The 18,950-nt window shown below is 71.1% G+C and carries 17 protein-coding genes; 6 read left to right on the top strand and 11 right to left on the bottom strand.

Features of this window, described 5'->3' with window-relative positions; genetic code table 11:
- Window positions 1-150: 150 nt before the first annotated feature.
- Genes ACWCQM_RS16900 through ACWCQM_RS16945 form a run of 10 tightly spaced genes read right to left on the bottom strand, consistent with a single transcriptional unit; the run spans window position 151 to window position 10,402 of the window.
- A complete protein-coding gene (locus ACWCQM_RS16900; protein WP_450916025.1) occupies window positions 151-1,683 on the bottom strand; it encodes an NADH-quinone oxidoreductase subunit N in 1,533 nt (510 codons plus the stop codon).
- Window positions 1,680-3,230 (bottom strand): complex I subunit 4 family protein, encoded by a 1,551-nt coding sequence (locus ACWCQM_RS16905; RefSeq protein WP_450916086.1) that lies wholly within the window; start codon window positions 3,228-3,230, stop codon window positions 1,680-1,682. The genes ACWCQM_RS16900 and ACWCQM_RS16905 overlap by 4 nt, the downstream gene beginning before the upstream one ends.
- 27 nt (window positions 3,231-3,257) lie before the next feature.
- Window positions 3,258-5,258 (bottom strand): NADH-quinone oxidoreductase subunit 5 family protein, encoded by a 2,001-nt coding sequence (locus ACWCQM_RS16910; protein WP_450916026.1) that lies wholly within the window; start codon window positions 5,256-5,258, stop codon window positions 3,258-3,260.
- Entirely contained in the window at window positions 5,255-5,674 is a 420-nt protein-coding gene (nuoK, locus tag ACWCQM_RS16915) for an NADH-quinone oxidoreductase subunit NuoK (RefSeq protein ID WP_450916027.1), read from the bottom strand. Before nuoK ends, ACWCQM_RS16910 begins: the two co-directional genes overlap by 4 nt.
- Complete coding sequence (locus ACWCQM_RS16920) at window positions 5,674-6,414, bottom strand: NADH-quinone oxidoreductase subunit J family protein (RefSeq protein WP_450916028.1); 741 nt, start codon at window positions 6,412-6,414, stop codon at window positions 5,674-5,676. The genes nuoK and ACWCQM_RS16920 overlap by 1 nt, the downstream gene beginning before the upstream one ends.
- Entirely contained in the window at window positions 6,411-7,058 is a 648-nt protein-coding gene (locus tag ACWCQM_RS16925) for a NuoI/complex I 23 kDa subunit family protein (protein WP_450916029.1), read from the bottom strand. The genes ACWCQM_RS16920 and ACWCQM_RS16925 overlap by 4 nt, the downstream gene beginning before the upstream one ends.
- Window positions 7,058-8,026 carry a complex I subunit 1/NuoH family protein gene (locus ACWCQM_RS16930; RefSeq protein WP_450916030.1) on the bottom strand — a complete coding sequence of 323 codons (969 nt, stop codon included), beginning with the start codon at window positions 8,024-8,026 and terminating at the stop codon, window positions 7,058-7,060. The genes ACWCQM_RS16925 and ACWCQM_RS16930 overlap by 1 nt, the downstream gene beginning before the upstream one ends.
- Window positions 8,023-9,378 carry an NADH-quinone oxidoreductase subunit C gene (locus ACWCQM_RS16935; RefSeq protein ID WP_450916031.1) on the bottom strand — a complete coding sequence of 452 codons (1,356 nt, stop codon included), beginning with the start codon at window positions 9,376-9,378 and terminating at the stop codon, window positions 8,023-8,025. Before ACWCQM_RS16935 ends, ACWCQM_RS16930 begins: the two co-directional genes overlap by 4 nt.
- Window positions 9,375-10,010, bottom strand: a complete 636-nt coding sequence (locus ACWCQM_RS16940) for an NADH-quinone oxidoreductase subunit B (protein WP_450916032.1) — start codon at window positions 10,008-10,010, stop codon at window positions 9,375-9,377. Before ACWCQM_RS16940 ends, ACWCQM_RS16935 begins: the two co-directional genes overlap by 4 nt.
- Entirely contained in the window at window positions 10,001-10,402 is a 402-nt protein-coding gene (locus ACWCQM_RS16945; protein ID WP_053930253.1) for an NADH-quinone oxidoreductase subunit A, read from the bottom strand. Before ACWCQM_RS16945 ends, ACWCQM_RS16940 begins: the two co-directional genes overlap by 10 nt.
- Before the next feature lie 201 nt (window positions 10,403-10,603).
- Here ACWCQM_RS16945 and ACWCQM_RS16950 point away from each other — a divergent pair, with 201 nt between their 5' ends.
- The 5 genes from ACWCQM_RS16950 to ACWCQM_RS16970 all read left to right on the top strand — a co-directional run bounded on the left by ACWCQM_RS16950 (window position 10,604) and on the right by ACWCQM_RS16970 (window position 17,572).
- The gene (locus ACWCQM_RS16950) at window positions 10,604-11,803 is read left to right on the top strand and encodes a sensor histidine kinase (RefSeq protein ID WP_450916033.1); all 1,200 of its coding nucleotides are present in this window, start codon (window positions 10,604-10,606) and stop codon (window positions 11,801-11,803) included.
- Window positions 11,804-11,994: 191 nt separating this feature from the next.
- A complete protein-coding gene (locus ACWCQM_RS16955) occupies window positions 11,995-13,350 on the top strand; it encodes a sensor histidine kinase (protein WP_450916034.1) in 1,356 nt (451 codons plus the stop codon).
- 210 nt (window positions 13,351-13,560) lie between these two features.
- On the top strand, window positions 13,561-14,220 hold the full coding sequence (locus ACWCQM_RS16960; protein WP_450916087.1) for a response regulator: 660 nt from the start codon (window positions 13,561-13,563) through the stop codon (window positions 14,218-14,220).
- A gap of 345 nt (window positions 14,221-14,565) precedes the next feature.
- Complete coding sequence (locus tag ACWCQM_RS16965) at window positions 14,566-16,521, top strand: 2-oxoacid:acceptor oxidoreductase subunit alpha (protein WP_450916035.1); 1,956 nt, start codon at window positions 14,566-14,568, stop codon at window positions 16,519-16,521.
- Window positions 16,514-17,572: a 2-oxoacid:ferredoxin oxidoreductase subunit beta gene (locus ACWCQM_RS16970; protein WP_450916036.1), complete on the top strand. Its 1,059-nt coding sequence runs from the start codon at window positions 16,514-16,516 to the stop codon at window positions 17,570-17,572. The genes ACWCQM_RS16965 and ACWCQM_RS16970 overlap by 8 nt, the downstream gene beginning before the upstream one ends.
- 7 nt (window positions 17,573-17,579) lie before the next feature.
- Here the strand turns inward: ACWCQM_RS16970 and ACWCQM_RS16975 are convergent, their stop codons facing one another.
- On the bottom strand, window positions 17,580-17,987 hold the full coding sequence (locus tag ACWCQM_RS16975; protein ID WP_450916037.1) for a winged helix-turn-helix transcriptional regulator: 408 nt from the start codon (window positions 17,985-17,987) through the stop codon (window positions 17,580-17,582).
- A gap of 100 nt (window positions 17,988-18,087) precedes the next feature.
- Here ACWCQM_RS16975 and ACWCQM_RS16980 point away from each other — a divergent pair, with 100 nt between their 5' ends.
- Window positions 18,088-18,948, top strand: a complete 861-nt coding sequence (locus tag ACWCQM_RS16980) for an SDR family oxidoreductase (RefSeq protein ID WP_450916038.1) — start codon at window positions 18,088-18,090, stop codon at window positions 18,946-18,948.
- Window positions 18,949-18,950: the final 2 nt, after the last annotated feature.

Raw genomic sequence — 18,950 nt, forward strand, 5'->3', positions numbered from 1 at the left:
CTCCTCTGTGCTCTTCTTGTGTGCTCGTCCTGCGGCGCGCCGGGCGGGTCGTCCTGGCGGGACCGCCCCGTTGTGTGCTCTGTCCGTGTGACGCGTGCACGCAAGACCATGCCCTGTGGACCGCTCCAGGGGCAAGCCGGACGGAGTGGGTCAGAAGAGACTCACGGCCGCGAAGCGGAGGATGAGCTGGGGCGCCCCGGAGAGTGTGATTCCGGCTACGGCGGTGAGGACGATCGCCAAGGTGAGCGGGGTGGGGACCCGGTGTCCGCGGGCCGCGGGCGCCGCGTCGGACGCGGGGGCCGTCCCCGGGGCCCGGAAGAGCGCGGCGGTCCACTGAAGGTAGTAGTACAGCGCGATCACGACGTTGACGGCCATGACGACGGCGAGCCAGCCGAGCCCGGCGTCGACGGCCGACGAGAAGACCGTGACCTTGGCGAAGAGCCCGATGATGCCGGGCGGCAGACCGGCCAGGCAGAGCAGGAAGAAGCCCAGGGCGAGCGCGGCCAGGGGCCGGGTGGCGTACAGGCCGCGGTAGTCGCTGAGCCGGTTGCCGGGGTGGCTGCGGGCGACGAGGGCGGCCACCGCGAAGGCCCCGAGGTTCACCACGGCGTACATCAGCGCGTAGGCGACGGTGGAGCCGATCTGCGCGTCGTCGGTGTACGCGGCGGCGATCGGCACGAGGAGGTAGCCGGCCTGGCCGACGGACGACCAGGCGAGGAGGCGTACGGCGCTGCGGGCGCGGGTGGCGGTCTGCCGGAGCGCGGCGACGTTGCCCGTGGTCATGGTGAGCGCGGCGAGGACGGCCAGGGCGGGGCCCCAGAGGTCGCCGTAGGACGGGAAGCCGACCACCGTGACGAGGACGAGGCCGGAGAAGCCGACCGCCTTGCCGACGACCGAGAGGTAGGCGGCGATGGGCAGCGGGGCTCCGACGTAGGTGTCGGGGACCCAGAAGTGGAAGGGTGCGGCGGCCGTCTTGAAGGCGAAGCCGACGAGGGTGAGGACGACGCCCGCCTCGGCGAGGGTGGTGAACTGTCCGGGTACGTCGTCGAGGCGTGCGGCGATCTCCGTGAGGTGCATGGTGCCGGTGGCCGCGTAGACGAAGCTGACGCCCATGAGCATGACGGCGGTGGCGACGACGGAGGAGAGGAAGAACTTCAGGGCCGCTTCGGAGGAGCGCCGGTCGCCGCGTTTGATGCCCACCAGAGCGAACGCGGGGAGCGAGGCGACCTCCAGGGCGACGACGAGGGTCGCGAGGTCCCTGGAGGCGGGCAGGAGCGCCGCGCCCGCGGCGGAGGACAGCAGCAGGAACCAGAACTCGCCCGCGGGGAGCTTGCGGGTGTCGCCGATCGAGAGCAGCGCGGTCAGCAGGGCTCCGCCGAGCACGAGGGCCTGGATGACGAGGGCGAAGTGGTCGGCGGTGTAGCCGCAGGCATGGGTGCCGCCGGTGAGGCAGAAGGTGGAGCGGTCACCGTCGCGGAGCGGGATGAGCAGGGCGAGTGCGGCGACGAGCCCGGCGACGGCTCCGTAGCCGAGGAGGGGCTTGCGCCTCTCGCTGGTGAAGAGGTCGGCGACGAGGACGAGGAGCGCCGTGGAAGCGGCGACGACGGGGGGTGCGATCGCGAGCCAGTCGACGGACTGGACGAGGCTTGCCGCCCCGGTTGCGCTGTCGGCTGCCACGGTCACGACTTGCCTCCTGCGAGGAGCTTCTGCACGGCCGGGTCGGTGAGGCCGAGGAGGACGGCGGGCCAGAGTCCGGCGAGGACGGTCAGGGCGGCGAGCGGGGTCCAGGCGGCGAATTCGTAGCGCTGGATGTCGGCGACCTGGTGCGGCTGTTCACGGGGCTCGCCCATGCAGACGCGGCGTACGACGATCAGCATGTACGCGGCCGTCAGCAGGGTTCCGAAGGCGCCGATGGACATGAAGGTGAGGAAGGCGGGGCGGCTGAGCCCCTCGGCGGGGTCGAACGCGCCGAACAGGGTGAGCATCTCGCCCCAGAATCCGGCGAGGCCCGGCAGCCCCAGCGAGGCGACGGCGGCGAAGGCGAGGAGTCCGCCGAGCCGGGGCGCGCGGCCGTAGAGGGCGGCGCCCGTGGCGCCGGACAGGGTGTCGAGGTCGGCGGTGCCGTAGCGGTCCTTGACGGCGCCGACGAGGAAGAAGAGCAGGCCGGTGATGAGGCCGTGGGCGATGTTGGCGAAGAGCGCGCCGTTCACGCCGGTGGGGGTCATGGTGGCGATGCCGAGGAGGACGAAGCCCATGTGGCCCACGGAGGAGTAGGCGATCAGGCGCTTGAGGTCGCCCTTGGCGCCGGGCCGGGCGAGGGCGAGGCAGGCGAGGGACCCGTAGATGATCCCGACGACGGCGAACGCGGCGAGGTACGGCGCGAAGGTCTCCATCCCGTCCGGGGTGACGGGGAGCAGGATGCGGACGAATCCGTACGTACCCATTTTCAGCAGTACGCCGGCGAGGAGGACCGAGCCCACGGTCGGGGCCGCGGTGTGGGCGTCGGGCAGCCAGCTGTGCAGCGGCCACATCGGGGTCTTCACCGCGAGGCCGATCCCGACCGCGAGTACGGCGATGACCTGCACGGACGCGGTCAGTTCCCGGCCGTTGTCAGTGGCGAGTGCCACCATGTCGAATGTGCCGCTCTCCAGTCCGATGAGGAGCAGGCCGAGCAGCATGATCACTGAACCGAGCAGCGTGTAGAGGATGAACTTCCAGGCCGCGGGCTGCTTCCTGTCGCCGCCCCAGCGGGCGATGAGGAAGTACATCGGGATGAGGACCATCTCGAAGGCCAGGAAGAACAGCAGCAGGTCGAGGACGGCGAAGGTCGCGAGGGTGCCGGACTCCAGGACGAGGACGAGAGCGACGAAGGCCTTCGGGGAGGGGCCCGCGGGGAGCTTGAAGTAGCTGTAGAGCGCGCAGAGGAAGGTCAGCAGCGCGGTCAGCACGAGAAGGGGGAGCGAGATGCCGTCGGTGCCGAGGTGGATCCGGACGTCCAGTGCCGGGATCCAGCTGATGTCCGTCGTGGCCTGCATCTTCGACGGGTGGTCGTGGTCGAAGCCGGCGGCCAGGACCAGCGCCGCGAGGAGCACGGCGCCGGTGACGGTCACGCCGTGGCGGAGCACGGCCTGGTCCGGGTTCCGGCCCTTGAGCCCGGGCGGGGCGGGCAGGAGCGCGGCGACCGCGCCGAGGAGCGGGGCGACGACGATGAACGCCAGAAGGAACTGCATCACGGATGCGCTGATATCGAACACGGCTCACGCCCCGGCGTAGACGTTGGCAAAGACGACGGCGGCGATCGCCAGGACAAGGGTTCCGGCCAGCAGCGCCCCGAGGTAGGTCTGCACGTTGCCGGTCTGGGCGCGGCGGACCGCGGTGCCGAGTCCGCGGGCGATGCTGCCCGAGCCGCGCACGTAGGTGTCGACGACCTCACGGTCCAGGAAGCGGACGAGCCGGGCGGCGGCCCCGACGGGGCGGACGAACAGCGCCGTGTACAGGGCGTCGAGGTGGAATCCGGTGACGGCGTGGCGGTGGAGCGGGCCGAGCAGCAGCCGGCCGGGGTCCGAGGGGTCCGGGGCGTCCGCGATGGTGCCGTAGGCCGCCGTGTGCGAGGCCATCGCCTCGACCTCCACGAGGGCGGGTTCGGCGTCGGGGTGGGCGGCCACCGCGCCGACCGGGGGGCGGTCGGCGAGCGCGGTGGTGTGGCGCCAGGCCCCGTAGGTGACGAGTCCGCCGGCGAGTCCCACGCCGGTGGAGAGGACGGCGGTCGTGAGGGAGGGCGTGAGGCTGTGTCCGTCGAACCAGTCGGTGAGGACGCCGGCGGCGAGACCGAAGGCGATGGTGGGGACGGCGAGGACCCAGAGGACCGAGGTCATCGCGACGGGCTGCCTGCCGTGGCCGGGGACCTCGGCGCCGCGTCCCCGGAAGGCGAGGAGCCAGAGCCGGGTGGCATAGGCGGCGGTGAGGACGGCGGCGAGGAGCCCCGCGACCAGGATCGTCCAGCCCGCGGCGGCGGGGGCGACGTCGCGGTCACCGAAGGCGGTGTGCTCGGCGGCCACGAGGACGGCTTCCTTGGAGAAGAAGCCGGCGAACGGGGGGATGGCGGCGAGCGCGAGGAGGGCGACGGTCATCGTCCAGTAGGCGTCGGGGATGCGCTTGCTCAGGCCGCCCATGCGGGACATGGCGGCCAGTGAGTTGGTTCCCGCCGCGTGGATGACGACGCCTGCCGCCAGGAAGAGGACGGCTTTGAAGGCACCGTGCGACAGGAGGTGGAAGACGGCGGCCCCGCGGTCGCCGACGGCCAGGGCACCGGACATGTAGCCGAGCTGGCCGATCGTCGAGTAGGCGAGGACGCGCTTGATGTCGTCCTGGGCGAGTGCGGCGAGACCGGAGCCGATCATCGTGACGGCCGCCATGACGGCGAGCACGACGAGGGCCGCGCCGGAGGCGGCGAAGACGGGGAGGAGCCGGGCCACGAAGTAGATGCCGGCGGCGACCATCGTCGCGGCGTGAATGAGCGCCGAGACGGGGGTGGGGCCTGCCATCGCGTCGGGCAGCCAGGTGTGCAGGGGGAACTGCGCGGACTTGCCTGCGACACCGGCGAGGAGCAGCAGGGCGATGAGAGTGGGGTGGTCGAGTCCGCCGTTGTCGACGGCGGCCAGGATGCCGGTGATGCGGAAGGTGCCGGTGTCCGCTGCCAGGGCGAACAGGCCGATGAGGAACGGCACGTCGCCGAGCTTGGTGACGAGGAAGGCCTTGAGCGAGGCGGCGCGGGCCTCGGGGGTCTCCCAGTAGTGCCCGACGAGGAAGTACGAGCAGATGCCCATGATCTCCCAGCCGACCAGGAGCACCATCAGGTCGCCGGAGTAGACGACGAGCAGCATCGCGGAGGTGAAGAGGGAGACGAGGGCGGCGTACGACGGGTAGCGGGCGTCGTTCCTGAGGTAGGCCGTCGAGTAGATCTGCACACAGGTGGCGACGAGCCCGACGAGTACGGCGACGAGGACGGCGAAGCCGTCCAGGTGCAGGGCCAGATCGATCGGGACCGAGCCGGTGGGGGTGAGCTCGGTCGCGGCGTCGATGGCCCGGCCGCCGCCCTGACGCGCGGCGACGACGACGGCGATGACGGCGGCGGCGAGGGTCGGGAGCACCGCGAGGGGGCGGACGAAGCCGGGGGCGGTGCGGCCGAGGAGGAGTCCGGCGACCGCGCCCAGGAAGGGGAGGAGGGGGACGAGGACGGCGAGGGTCGTGGTGGTCACGCGGTGGCCTCTGCCTTCTTTGCCTTCCCTGCCGGAGCAGTGGCCTGGTCAGCGGTGGTGTCCCGGCCGGCGTCGGCCTCGGCGTCGTCGGGGAGTGTCTCGGCGTCGTCGGTCTCCGCGGTGTCGCGGAGGCGGTCGATGTCCGAGCTGCCGCGCTTGCGGTAGACGGCCAGGACGATCGCGAGGCCGATGCCGATCTCGGCGGCGGCGATGGCGATCGTGAAGAGCGTGAGGGCCTGGCCGGAGTGGACGGCGTCGCGGAGCCAGACGTCGAAGGCGACCAGGTTGAGGTTGACGGCGTTGAGCATGAGCTCGACGGACATCAGGACGAGGATCGTGTTGCGGCGGGCGAGTACGCCGTACAGCCCGGTGCAGAAGAGGAGGACGGCGAGGACGGCGGGATAGGCGAGGTGCATCAGCTCTTGTCCTCCCGGTTCGCGGCGGGTCGTTCCGTGCTGCCCGGGCGGTGCTGCGGGGCCCTGCCGCCCTGCTGGTCCTTGCCGTCCTGCGGGGTCTTGGTGCCCTGCGGGGTCTTGCTGCCGAGCGGGCTCCTGCTGCCGAGCGGGCCCTTGCGGTCCGGCTGGTCCTTGCCGCCCTTGCCGCCCTTGGCGTCCTTGCCGTCCTTGCGGGAGAGGACGATCGCGCCGACGAGGGCGGCGAGCAGCAGGACGGAGAGCGCCTCGAAGGGCAGGACCCAGTGCCGGAAGAGAAACTCCCCGGAGGCCTTGGTGGAGCCCTGGGCCGGGCCGTCCAGATTGATCCAGGTCGTGCGGAAGGCGTCCACGACGACCCAGACGAGAGCCCCGGCGGCGGCGACGGAGGCGCCGAGCGCGACCCACCGGTTGCCGGAGTCGGCGTCCGGGGAGCGGCCGATGGGGGCCCTGGTGAGCATCAGCCCGAAGAGGAGGAGGACGACGACGGAACCGACGTAGATCAGGACCTGCACCCACGCGATGAACTCGGCCGTGAGCAGGAGGTACTCCACCGCGATGCCGCCGAGTGCGACGACGAGCCAGAGGGCGGCGTGCACGAGCTGCTTGGTGGTGACGGTGACGACGGCCGCGCCGAGGGTGGCGAGGCCGACGAGGACGAAGGCGATCTCGACGCCGGTCGGGGAGAGGAAGCCGGGCTGACCGGCGATGGCCGCGAGGGTCACTCCTGCCCCTCCTGTTCTGCCGGCCTGCCCGGCCGGTTGTCCTGCTCCGCCTGAGCCTGCTGTGACTGCTGCGACTCCTGGGCCTGCTGGGTCTGCTGGGCTTCCAGGGCCTGCTGTGCCGCCTGGGCCTGGAGCTTGTCGGCCGTCTTGCGTGCGGCGGCGATCTCCTTGGGCTCCTCGGCCCCCGGGTCCAGCGCCGGTGGTTCGGGGACGGTCCACATCCACTCGCGGAGCTTGTCGCGCTCGTGGGTGAGCTCGTGGATGTCCGTCTCCGCGTACTCGAACTCGGGCGACCAGAACAGCGCGTCGAAAGGACAGACCTCGATGCAGATACCGCAGTACATGCAGAGGGCGAAGTCGATCGCGAAGCGGTCGAGGACATTGCGGCTGCGCTCGCGGCCGCCGGGTGCGGCGGCGGGCACCGTCTCCTTGTGGGAGTCGATGTAGATGCACCAGTCGGGGCATTCACGGGCGCAGAGCATGCAGACCGTGCAGTTCTCCTCGAACAGCCCGATGACCCCCCGGGTACGGGGCGGAAGTTCGGGCTGCACGTCCGGGTACTGCGCGGTGACCGTGCGCTTCGTCATGGTCCGCAGGGTCACGGCGAGGCCCTTGGCCAGGCCTGAGCCGGGGATCGGAGGCACTAGTTGATCGCCACCTTCACGATGCCGGTGAGCGCGATCTGCGCGAGAGCGAGGGGGATGAGCGTGGTCCAGGCGAGCTTCTGCAGCTGGTCCTCACGCAGACGGGGGTAGGTGACCCGCAGCCAGATGACGACGAACGCGAGGACGGCGGTCTTGAGCAGGGTCCAGACCCAGCCGAGCCCGTCGGCACCGAGCGGCCCGTGCCATCCGCCGAGGAAGAGGACGGTCGTCAGACCGCACAGGACGACGATTCCGGCGTACTCGGCGAGGAGGAACAGGGCGAAGCGGAGACCGGTGTACTCGGTGTACGCGCCGAAGATGATCTCCGAGTCCGCGACCGGCATGTCGAAGGGCGGGCGCTGGAGTTCGGCGAGTCCGGCCACGAAGAAGACCAGGGCGCCGACGATCTGCCAGGGCAGCCACCACCACTCGAAGGCGTTGAGGATGCCGGGGAGCGAGACGGTGCCTGCCGCCATCGCCACAGAGGCGGCGGCGAGCAGCATCGGCAGTTCGTACGCGAGCAGCTGTGCGGCGGTACGGAGGCCGCCGAGGAGGGAGAACTTGTTGGCCGAGGCCCAGCCCGCCATGAGCGAGCCGAGCACGCCGACGCCCATGATCGCGAGGACGAAGAAGATGCCCGCGTCGACAACCTGGCCGACCGCTCCCTCGCCGGGGCCGATCGGGATGGCGACGATCACGAGGAGGTACGGGAGCAGCGCCACGGCGGGGGCCAGTTGGAAGATGCGCCGGTCCGCGTCGGCCGGTACGACGTCTTCCTTCTGCGCGAACTTCACCCCGTCCGCGACGAGCTGGGCCCAGCCGTGGAACCCGCCCGCGTACATCGGGCCGAGCCGGCCCTGCATGTGGGCCATCACCTTGTGCTCGGCCTGTCCCACGACGAGCGGGACGACCATGAACACGGCAAAGACGATGACGAGGCGGAGGGCGACGTCGAGTACGTCGTTCACGCGGTATCGCCTCCGGCGGGGCGGTCGGGATGGTCGGGGCGGCGGTCGGGATCGTCCGCGCTGTCGGTGCGGTCCGTGGTGTGTGCGCGGTCCGTGTCGTCCGTACGAGCCGCGCTGTCGGAGCCGCCGGAGCTGTCTGGCCCGTCCGAGCCGTTGGAGCTGCCGGAGTCGTCCGTGCTGTCCGTCCGGGGGGCGGGCGCGGCCTGTTGCGGCGCAGCGGCCGACTCCGGGGCGGTCCGCTCCGGCTCAGGCGCAGCCTGCTCAGGTGCGGCCTGTTCCGGCGCAGCGGCCGACTCCGGGGCGGCCGGCTCCCGCTCAGGCGCAGCCTGCTCAGGTGCGGCCGACTCCGGCTTCGTGTCGAAAGCGGGGCGGGCGTCGTGCCAGGGGGCGTCCGCGCTGCCCGCCGCGCCCTTCGCTCGGGGTGCTTCCGCGCCCGCGTCGCTCGCCGCCCCGGCCTCGGGCGCCGTCGTCGGGCCCGGGGTCTGGCTCGCCGAGCCCTGGGAGGCGCTGCGGGTACGGCGCGGTCGCGCCGCGCGAGGGGCCTCCGCCCCTCCCGCGGAAGCGTCCGGAGCCGGAGCTGGAGCCGTGCCCCGAGCACCCGGAGCCACGCCGGACGCATCCGGTGCGGCGTCCGGAGCCGCCGCGGACCGCTGTGCGGCCGAGCCCTCGCTCACGCTGCGGGCCCGGCGCGCCGGACGGTCGCCCGCCGCGCCCGCAGCTCGCGCGCCCCGGGCCGGGCGGGCGGGAGCGGGCGGGAGCTGGCCCTTGAGCGGGCCCCACTCGTTGGGGTCGGGCACGCCCGGCGGCAGCATCGTGCGCCGCTTGGGCCCGCCGTGTTCGGACTCGCCCGGCTCCTTGGCGCCCGGCCACGCCTTGGCGACCCGCGCCGCCAGGACGAAGTCCTTGCGCAGCGGATGCCCTTCGAAGGCCTCGGGCAGCAGCAGCGGGACCAGATGGGGGTGGCCGTCGAAGCCGACACCGAACATCTCGTGCGTCTCGCGCTCGTGCCACGCCGCGCCCGCGTAGACGCCGATGGCGCTGGGCAGGACGGGGGCCTCGTGCGGAACGGTCGTACGGACCAGCAGCCGCCGGACCCTGCCCTCCCCGAGCGCCGCGACATGGGCGCAGACCCGGAAGCCGGTGCCGGGCTCGTCGACGGCGCTCAGCCAGTCGAAGTAGGTGCAGCCCAGTGCGTCGCGCGCCGTTTCGAGGGCGGTGATCCAGGAGGCGGCGGGGACGTCCACGGTCAGCAGGTCGTAGGCGTGCGTGGCGGTGGCGTCAGCGCCGAAGACGTCGGTGACGGCGTCGGGCAGCCGGTCGTAGGCAGCGGCAGCGGTGTCGGCGGCGGTCACTCCCGCTCCTCCCCCGGTGCCTTCGGGGCGGCGACGAGCCCGCTGCGCAGCGCGGCGGTCGAGGGGCGGGCGGTGTCCTGCGTGCCGTACCGCTCGGCGAGCGATTCGCGGGCGATCTTCTCCTGGAGCTTGAGGATGCCCTGGAGGAGCGCCTCGGGCCGGGGCGGGCAGCCGGGCACATAGACGTCGACGGGGATGATCTGGTCGACGCCCTTCGTCACGGAGTACGAATCCCAGTACGGTCCGCCGCAGTTGGAGCAGGCTCCGAAGGAGATGACGTACTTCGGCTCGGGCATCTGCTCGTACAGCCGCTTGACCGCCGGGGCCATCTTGTCCGTCACCGTGCCGGAGACGACCATCAGGTCGGCCTGCCGGGGGCCCGGGGCGAAGGGAATGACGCCGAGCCGGATGAAGTCGTGGCGGGCCATGGACGCGGCGATGAATTCGATGGCGCAGCAGGCGAGTCCGAAGTTGAAGACCCACAGGCTGTAGCGGCGGCCCCAGTTGAGGACCACCTTCATCGGTTCGGGCGCGAGCCGGGACAGCACGCCGAGCTTCTTCGGCTCGGGCAGCAGCGTCGGATCGGGCAGCGACACGGGGGGTTCGGGGTTCGGCCGGCTGGTCACGCCCATTCGAGGACGCCCTTCTTCCATGCGTAGAGCAGTCCCACGGCCAGGAAACCGAGGAAGATGAACATCTCCACCAGCGTCGTCGCACCGTATCCGGGGGCCGCGAAGACCGTCGCCCACGGGAACAGGAAGATCGAGTCGACTGCGAAGATCACGTACAGGAACGCGTACACGTAATAGCGAACCTGGGTGTGGGCCCAGCCCTCCCCCACGGGGTCCACTCCGCATTCGTACGTGAGGAGTTTCTCCGGCGTCGGGACCACGGGCCTCAGCAGCCGGCCGGCCCCGAAGGCGACGGCGACGAACAGCACGCCGACCAGGGCGAGCAGTCCGACCACTGAATAGCTCTGGAAGTAGTCCGACGCGAGAACGGTCGGTCCCGGCACGTCCGCCACGTCCGCCCCTCGCTCCCTAACCTGTTCGACGGTCTGTACGCACGGGAGTCTAGGCCCTGTTAAAGGGACGGTAAGCAGCCCGTGGCACAACAGGTGATGCGAGCGTGACGCGAGCGGTGGCGCGCGAGGTGGGGTTATCCCTACTCCGCCTCACCCACGGACCCCATGGCGTGGGGGCGCCCCGCCCGGCACGCTGGTCGTATGACCATGAGCCCCTCCCTGCCGGACAACGACCGGCCGCCGCCCGCGCGCTTCGCCTTCGACCGGTACACGTGGAAGGAGATCGCCTATCTCCTGGCCAATCTGCCGATGGCGGTCGCGGGCTTCGTCTATGCCGTGTTCCTGGTCGGTGTGGGTGCCGGGCTCTCGGTCACCGTGATCGGTCTGCCGCTGCTCGCGCTCGGGCTGACGGGCGCGCGGTGGCTCGGCCGGGCCGAGCGCGGCAGGGCGCGCGGCATGCTCGGCCTGCGGGTCGAGGAGCCGAGTCCGATGCCTCGCGGTCTGCGCGGCGGGGGCTTCTTCACCTGGCTCTGGTCGGGGCTGAGGGACCCGGTGGGCTGGCGGGCGTTGCTGTTCTCGTTCATGCGGCTGCCGTGGGGGATCGCGACGTTCGTGGTGACGCTGGTGGGCCTGTTCGTGCTCTGGCCGGTGCTTCCGTTCATCGCACGCGGTCTGACGAACGCGGACCGGGCGATGGTGCGGGGGCTGCTCTCGCCCTCCGACGAGCTGGAGCGCAGGATCGCCGAGCTGGAGTCGGACCGGGGCGTGGTCGTCGACACCGCCGCCGCCGACCTGCGCCGCATCGAGCGTGACCTCCACGACGGCGCGCAGGCCCGCCTCGTCGCCCTCGCCATGGGCCTCGGCCTGGCGAAGGAGAAGCTCTCCGACGACCCGGAGGCCGCAGCCCGCATGGTCGACGAGGCACACGGCGAGGTCAAGGTCGCCCTCCAGGAACTCCGCGACCTCGCCCGGGGTATCCACCCCGCCGTCCTCACCGACCGTGGCCTGGACGCCGCGCTCTCCGCCATCGCCTCACGCTGCACCGTCCCCGTGACCGTGTCGGTGCAGCTGACGGGCCGGCCGGCCGAGGCCATCGAGGGCATCGCGTACTTCACGGTCTCCGAACTGCTCCAGAACGTCAGCAAGCACAGCCGCGCCGCCTCCGCGGCGGTCGACGTCTGGCGGTCCGGCGACCGGCTGATGCTCCAGGTCCGGGACGACGGCGTCGGCGGTGCAAGCCTCGAGGGGGGTACGGGCATGTCGGGGCTCGCGGAGCGGCTCGGGGCGGTCGACGGGCTGTTCGTACTGGACTCCCCGGAGGGCGGCCCCACGACGGTCACCGCGGAACTGCCGTGGCGCGACCGCGCCGGCGTACCGGCGAAACGGGTCGAACGCGCGTGACCCGACAGGGACCCGACGGCACGCCCTCGGGCCCCCACGCCCCCACACCGTCAGGGTGGGGAAAACCCCCTGCCGGATACGGAGACCCTCCTCATGGTGTGTGGTCCCCCGGCACAGCAGTCTTGAGATATCAGCCGTTGTATCGGCCCGCGGGGGCCATCCCCGCCAGAAGAAACGGACGGACGCCACTCATGGCCACGGCATACGGACCGGACACCCGGGACCATTACAGGCGGCCCGGCACCGGGTCGGGGAGCCGGCCCCCGGCGAAGCACTTCTTCCCGGCGGCTCTCCGCGCGCCCTTCGAGGCGCGTATCTGGCGCGAGCTGGGCTATGTGGTCCTGAGCCTGCCGATCAGCGTGGTGCTGTTCAGCTTCGCGGTCACCATGGTGTCGCTGGGCCTGGGCATGCTGATCACCTTTCTCGGCGTTCCTGTCCTCGCCGCCGGCCTGGCCATGTGCCGCGCGTTCGGGGCGATGGAGCGGGGCCGGGCGCGCGCGCTGCTGAAGCTGGACGTCGCCGAGCCCGCACCGGTGCGCGGCAAGGGCGGCATGATGTCCTGGGTCGGCGCGGTGCTGAAGAGCGGGGTGTCCTGGCGGCATCTGCTGTACGCGGTGCTGCACATGCCGTGGGCGGTGTTCGCGTTCAACGTCGCGGTGATCCTCTGGGCGTACGGCTGGGCGATGTTCACGTATCCGCTGTGGCGCTGGGTCTTCCCGGTGTTCGTGGGTGTCGACGGCATCCAGTTGTACGGCGACAGGACGCACGCGATCTACCTGGACACGCCCTTCGAGATCGCGGTCACCAGCCTGCTGGGCCTGGCGCTCGTGCTGGTCACCCCGTGGGTCGTGCGCGGCCTGGTGTCCGTGGACCGGGCGATGGTGCGGGGGCTGCTCGGCCCCTCCCGGCTGGCCAGCCGGGTCTCGGAGCTGGAGTCGGACCGGGGTGTGGTCGTGGACACCGCCGCCGCCGACCTGCGCCGCATCGAGCGTGACCTCCACGACGGCGCGCAGGCCCGGCTCGTCGCCCTCGCCATGGACCTGGGTCTGGCGAAGGAGAAGATGAACGAGGACCCGGAGGCCGCGGCCCGGATGGTCGACGAGGCCCACGGCGAGGTCAAGGTCGCCCTCCAGGAACTCCGCGACCTCGCCCGGGGCATCCACCCCGCCGTCCTCACCGACCGCGGCCTGGACGCCGCGCTCTCCGCCATCGCCTCACGCTGCACCGTCCCCGTGAAGGTCGTGGTGGACCTGGACGCACGGCCCGCGCAGGCGATCGAGGGCATCGCCTACTTCACGGTCTCCGAACTGCTCCAGAACATCAGCAAGCACGCCCGGGCCACCCGCGCGTCGGTCGACGTGTGGCGGGCGGGCGACCGGCTGATGCTCCAGATCACCGACAACGGGCGCGGCGGGGCCGATGTGTCGGCGGGCAGCGGGCTGGCCGGTCTGACGGAGCGGCTGGACGCGGTCGACGGCGTCCTCGTCGTCGACTCCCCCGCCGGCGGCCCGACCACGGTCACCGCCGAGCTCCCCTGGCGGGGCTGATCACGGGTCCCGTACGGGCCCGACCGCAGTGGTGCCCCGGCCGCCGTCATGGCGGCCGGGGCAGCACTGCGTGCCCGGTGGGCGGCGCGACCACGGGTGTACGGCCCGTCCGGGCGCCGATGCTGGAATGCTGGACCGACAGTGCGGCGCGGAGAGCGGCGTACACGGGGAACAACCGACAGTGGGGGACACAACGTCGTGGAGGAAAGAGTGCGGGTCGTCATCGCCGAGGATTCGGTGCTGCTCCGGGAGGGGCTCACCCGGCTGCTGACAGATCTCGGGCACGACGTCGTCGCGGGAGTGGGGGACGCCGAGGCGCTGATCAAGACGGTGAACGACCTCGCCGCGCAGGACGCGCTGCCGGACGTGGTCGTCGCCGATGTGCGGATGCCGCCGACCCACACCGACGAGGGCGTGCGGGCCGCGGTGCGGCTGCGGAAGGACTACCCGCACATCGGGGTGCTGGTGCTCTCCCAGTACGTCGAGGAGGAGTACGCCACCGAGCTGCTGGCCGGGAGCAGCCGCGGGGTGGGCTATCTGCTCAAGGACCGGGTCGCCGAGGTCAGGGAGTTCGTGGACGCCGTGGTGCGGGTGGCGCAGGGCGGGACCGCGCTGGACCCGGAGGTGGTGGCCCAGCTGCTGGGCCGGAGCCGCAAGCAGGACGTGCTGGCGGGGCTCACACCGCGCGAGCGCGAGGTCCTCGGCCTGATGGCGGAAGGGCGTACGAATTCGGCCGTCGCCCGGCAGCTGGTGGTGAGCGACGGGGCCGTGGAGAAGCACGTCAGCAACATCTTCCTGAAACTGGGCCTGTCGCCCAGCGACGGAGATCATCGGCGCGTTCTCGCTGTTCTGACCTACCTGAAGTCCTAGCAACCCGATGATCTATCGGCGATGATCTGAACGATCAACCCCCTGGTCAAGCGGAACACCGGACCTACGACGAAAGGATTATCGGCGCGGTCGTCGGGGTGTTTCATCTCCGGCGGTGCTCACCTCCGATGTTTGATCTCCGGCGGTGTTCACCTCCGGTGACCGGGGGCCCGGGAATATGGCCGAACGTGAGGGATCGATGTCTCGAAAGAGCATGGGTGCCTCGGAAACGCGTCCACCATATGACCGGTCCAAGGAAGGCGACCCTTACAGAAGTAGGGTGGGGCCTGGACCGCCGGCGGGCCGGCCGGTCCCGAGCCGCCGCCCCTAGGGAGGTCCAGTTCAGTGACCAGCCAGGTCAGTAGCCCAGCCGGTAAGTCCGATGAGGCCAGCGAGGCTGTCGTCGGGGAGCAGCGCGCCCCGCACATTGAGCGTTCGGGTGCCACCGAGAAGGAAATCCGCCGTCTGGACCGGGTGATCATTCGTTTCGCGGGTGACTCGGGTGACGGCATGCAGTTGACGGGTGACCGGTTCACGTCGGAGACGGCGTCGTTCGGGAACGACCTGTCGACGCTGCCGAACTTCCCGGCCGAGATCCGGGCGCCCGCGGGGACGCTGCCGGGTGTGTCGTCGTTCCAGCTGCATTTCGCGGACCACGACATCCTGACGCCCGGCGACGCGCCGAATGTGCTGGTCGCGATGAATCCCGCCGCCCTGAAGGCGAATATCGCCGATGTGCCGCGCGGGGCGGACATCATCGTGAACACGGACGAGTTCACGAAGCGCCCGATGGCGAAGGTCGGATATACGGAGTCGCCCCTCGAGGACGATTCACTCGGGGCGTACAACGTACATCCCGTGCCTTTGACGACGTTGACGATCGAGGCGCTGAAGGAGTTCGGGCTTTCCCGTAAGGAGGCCGAGCGGTCGAAGAACATGTTCGCGCTCGGGCTGTTGTCCTGGATGTACAACCGTCCGACCGAGGGTACGGAGGCGTTCCTCCGGTCGAAGTTCGCGAAGAAGCCGACCATCGCAGAGGCGAATGTGGCGGCGTTCAGGGCGGGCTGGAATTTCGGTGAGACCACGGAGGATTTCGCGGTCTCGTACGAGGTCGCACCGGCGTCGCAGGCATTCCCCACGGGCACCTACCGAAATATCTCGGGGAACCTGGCTTTGTCGTACGGCCTGATCGCGGCGGGCCGGCAGGCCGAACTCCCGGTGTACCTGGGTTCGTATCCGATCACTCCGGCCTCCGACATCCTGCATGAACTCAGCAAGCACAAGAATTTCGGTGTGCGGACCTTCCAGGCGGAGGACGAGATCGCCGGGATCGGGGCGGCGCTGGGTGCCGCCTTCGGCGGGTCCCTGGGGGTGACGACGACGTCGGGGCCGGGTGTGGCGCTGAAGTCGGAGACGATCGGTCTGGCGGTGTCGCTGGAGCTCCCGCTGCTGATCATCGACATCCAGCGCGGCGGCCCCTCCACCGGTCTGCCGACCAAGACGGAGCAGGCGGACCTGCTCCAGGCCATGTACGGGCGCAACGGCGAGGCGCCGGTCCCGATCGTGGCGCCGAGGACCCCGGCGGACTGCTTCGACGCGGCCCTGGACGCCGCGCGGATCGCGCTGACGTACCGGACCCCGGTCTTCCTGCTGTCCGACGGCTATCTGGCGAACGGCTCCGAGCCGTGGCGGATCCCCGAGACGGACAGCCTCCCCGATCTGCGGACGCGGTTCGCCAGCGGGCCGAACCACGAACTCGCGGACGGCACGGAGGTGTTCTGGCCCTACAAGCGGGACCCCCAGACCCTGGCGCGTCCCTGGGCCGTGCCCGGCACTCCCGGCCTCGAACACCGCATCGGCGGGATCGAGAAGCAGGACGGCACGGGCAACATCTCCTACGACCCGGCCAACCACGACTTCATGGTCCGCACCCGCCAGGCGAAGATCGACGGCATCGAGGTGCCCGATCTGGAGGTCGACGACCCGGCCGAGGCGAGGACCCTGGTCCTGGGCTGGGGCTCGACGTACGGGCCGATCACCGCGGCGGTGCGCAGGCTCCGCGCGGCGGGCGAGACGATCGCGCAGGCCCATCTGCGCCATCTCAACCCGTTCCCGGGGAATCTGGGCGAGGTGCTGAGGCGTTACGACAAGGTCGTCGTCCCCGAGATGAACCTCGGCCAGCTCGCCCTGCTGCTGAGGGCCAAGTACCTCGTGGACGCGCGGAGTTACAACCAGGTCAACGGAATGCCCTTCAAGGCCGAGCAGCTCGCCACCGCCCTCAAGGAGGCCATCGATGCCTGACGCCAACGAACTCCTCCAGCTGGTCCCCAAGGCCGAGGGCGCGCAGTCCATGAAGGACTTCAAGTCCGACCAGGAGGTGCGCTGGTGCCCGGGCTGCGGTGACTACGCGGTCCTCGCGGCCGTGCAGGGCTTCATGCCCGAACTGGGGCTGGCCAAGGAGAACATCACGTTCGTCTCCGGCATCGGCTGCTCGTCCCGCTTCCCGTACTACATGAACACGTACGGGATGCACTCCATCCACGGCCGGGCCCCCTCCATCGCGACCGGCCTGGCCACCTCCCGCCGTGACCTGTCCGTCTGGGTCGTCACCGGCGACGGCGACGCCCTCTCCATCGGCGGCAACCACCTCATCCACGCCCTGCGCCGCAACGTCAACCTCAAGATCCTGCTCTTCAACAACCGGATCTACGGCCTCACCAAGGGCCAGTACAGCCCGACCTCCGAGGTCGGCAAGATCACCAAGTCGACGCCGATGGGCTCCCTGGACGCGCCCTTCAACCCGGTCTCGCTCGCCCTCGGCGCCGAGGCCACCTTCGTCGCCCGCACCGTGGACTCCGACCGCAAGCACCTCACGAGCGTGCTGCGCGCGGCGGCCGACCACCCCGGCACGGCGCTCGTGGAGATCTACCAGAACTGCAACATCTTCAACGACGGCGCGTTCGAGGTCCTCAAGGACAAGGAGCGGGCCGAGGAGGCGGTCATCCGCCTCGAACACGGCAAGCCGATCCGATTCGGTGCGGAAGGCTCCAAGGGCGTCGTCCGCGACCCCCTGACGGGTGACCTGAGCGTGGTGGCGGTCACCGAGGAGAACCAGTCGCGGATCCTCGTCCACGACGCGCACAACCCCAGCCCCACGACAGCCTTCGCGCTGTCCCGGCTGGCCGACGCCGACACCCTGCACCACACGCCCATCGGCGTCCTGCGCAGTGTGGAGCGCCCGGTCTACGACGTGCTCATGTCCGACCAGCTCGACACCGCGGTCGAGCAGCAGGGCAAGGGCGACCTGGGCGCGCTGCTGGCCGGGAACGACACCTGGACCGTGGTCGGCTGACCCGCCGTCACCCCTGGCCACCGGGGCCCGGAGCCGGTCGGCTCCGGGCTTCGTCGTATGCCTCGCGGGACGTCTCGACGTCGTCGAGCCGGCGCTCCGCCCACCTGGCGAGGCCCCAGACCTGGTCGGCGGCCTCCTTGCCCAGCGGGGTGAGCGAGTAGTCCACCCTCGGCGGGATGACGGGCTTGGCGTCCCGGTGCACGAAGCCGTCGCGCTCCAGTGTCTGCAGGGTCTGGGCCAGCATCTTCTCGCTGACGCCGCCCACGGAGCGGCGGAGCTCGCTGAAGCGGTACGAGCGCTCCAGCAGCGCCGCGAGCACGAGTACTCCCCAGCGGCTGGTGACGTGTTCCAGCACCAGCCGGGAGGGGCACATCGGCTGGTTGACGCTGGCGGTCCTGCTGGTGCTTACGCTCATACCAGTACCTTACTTCAAAGTGGGTACTTTCTTCTGGAAAGTGCCCGTCCTACAGTGAGTGGACAGAGCCCCAAGGATCAGCGCAGCAGGAGGAACCCCCATGAGCATCGTTGTCACCGGAGCCACCGGCGAGCTCGGCCGTCTCGTCGTCGAGCGGCTGCTCGCCACCGTCCCGGCCGATTCGGTCGCCGCGGTCGTGCGGGACAAGGAGAAGGCCGCCCCGCTCGCCGCCCGGGGCGTCGAGATCCGGGTCGCCGACTACGACAGCCCCGAGACCCTCGCCGCCGCCTTCCGGGCCGGCGACCGCGTGCTGCTGATCTCGGCCAACGAGGTCGGCAGGCGGATTCCGCAGCACACCGCCGTGATCGACGCCGCCAAGGCCGCGGGCGTCGCCCAGCTCGCGTACACGGGCGTGCTGGGCGGGCCGGACGCGGACTTCCGGCTGGCCGCCGAGCACAAGGTGACCGAGCAGCTGATCCTGGACTCCGGGCTCCCGTACACCTTCCTGCGCAACGGCTGGTACACCGAGAACTACACCGCGAACCTGGCTCCGGTCCTGGAGCACGGCGCCGTCGTCGCCAACGCGGGCGAGGGCCGGATCGCCGTCGCCACCCGCGCCGACTACGCGGACGCCGCCGCGGCCGTGCTGACCGGCGAGGGACACCTCGGCATGGCGTACGAGCTGAGCGGGGACACCGCCTGGTCGCTGGCCGAGTACGCCGCGGTGGTGTCGGAGGCGGCCGGCCGGGAGATCGCGTACAGGAACGTCCCGGCCGCCGTGCACCAGGAGATCCTCGTCGGGGCCGGGCTGCCCGAGCCCTTCGCCGCGATCCTGGTCGACGTCGACGAGGCCATCGCGCGCGGCCTGCTCGCCGGCACGAGCGGGGACCTGGCCCGTCTGATCGGCCGGCCGACGACGCCGCTGGCCGAGACGGTCGCCGCGGCGGTGGCCGCCGCCTGAGC

It is taken from the genome of Streptomyces sp. NPDC002125 (assembly GCF_053593715.1).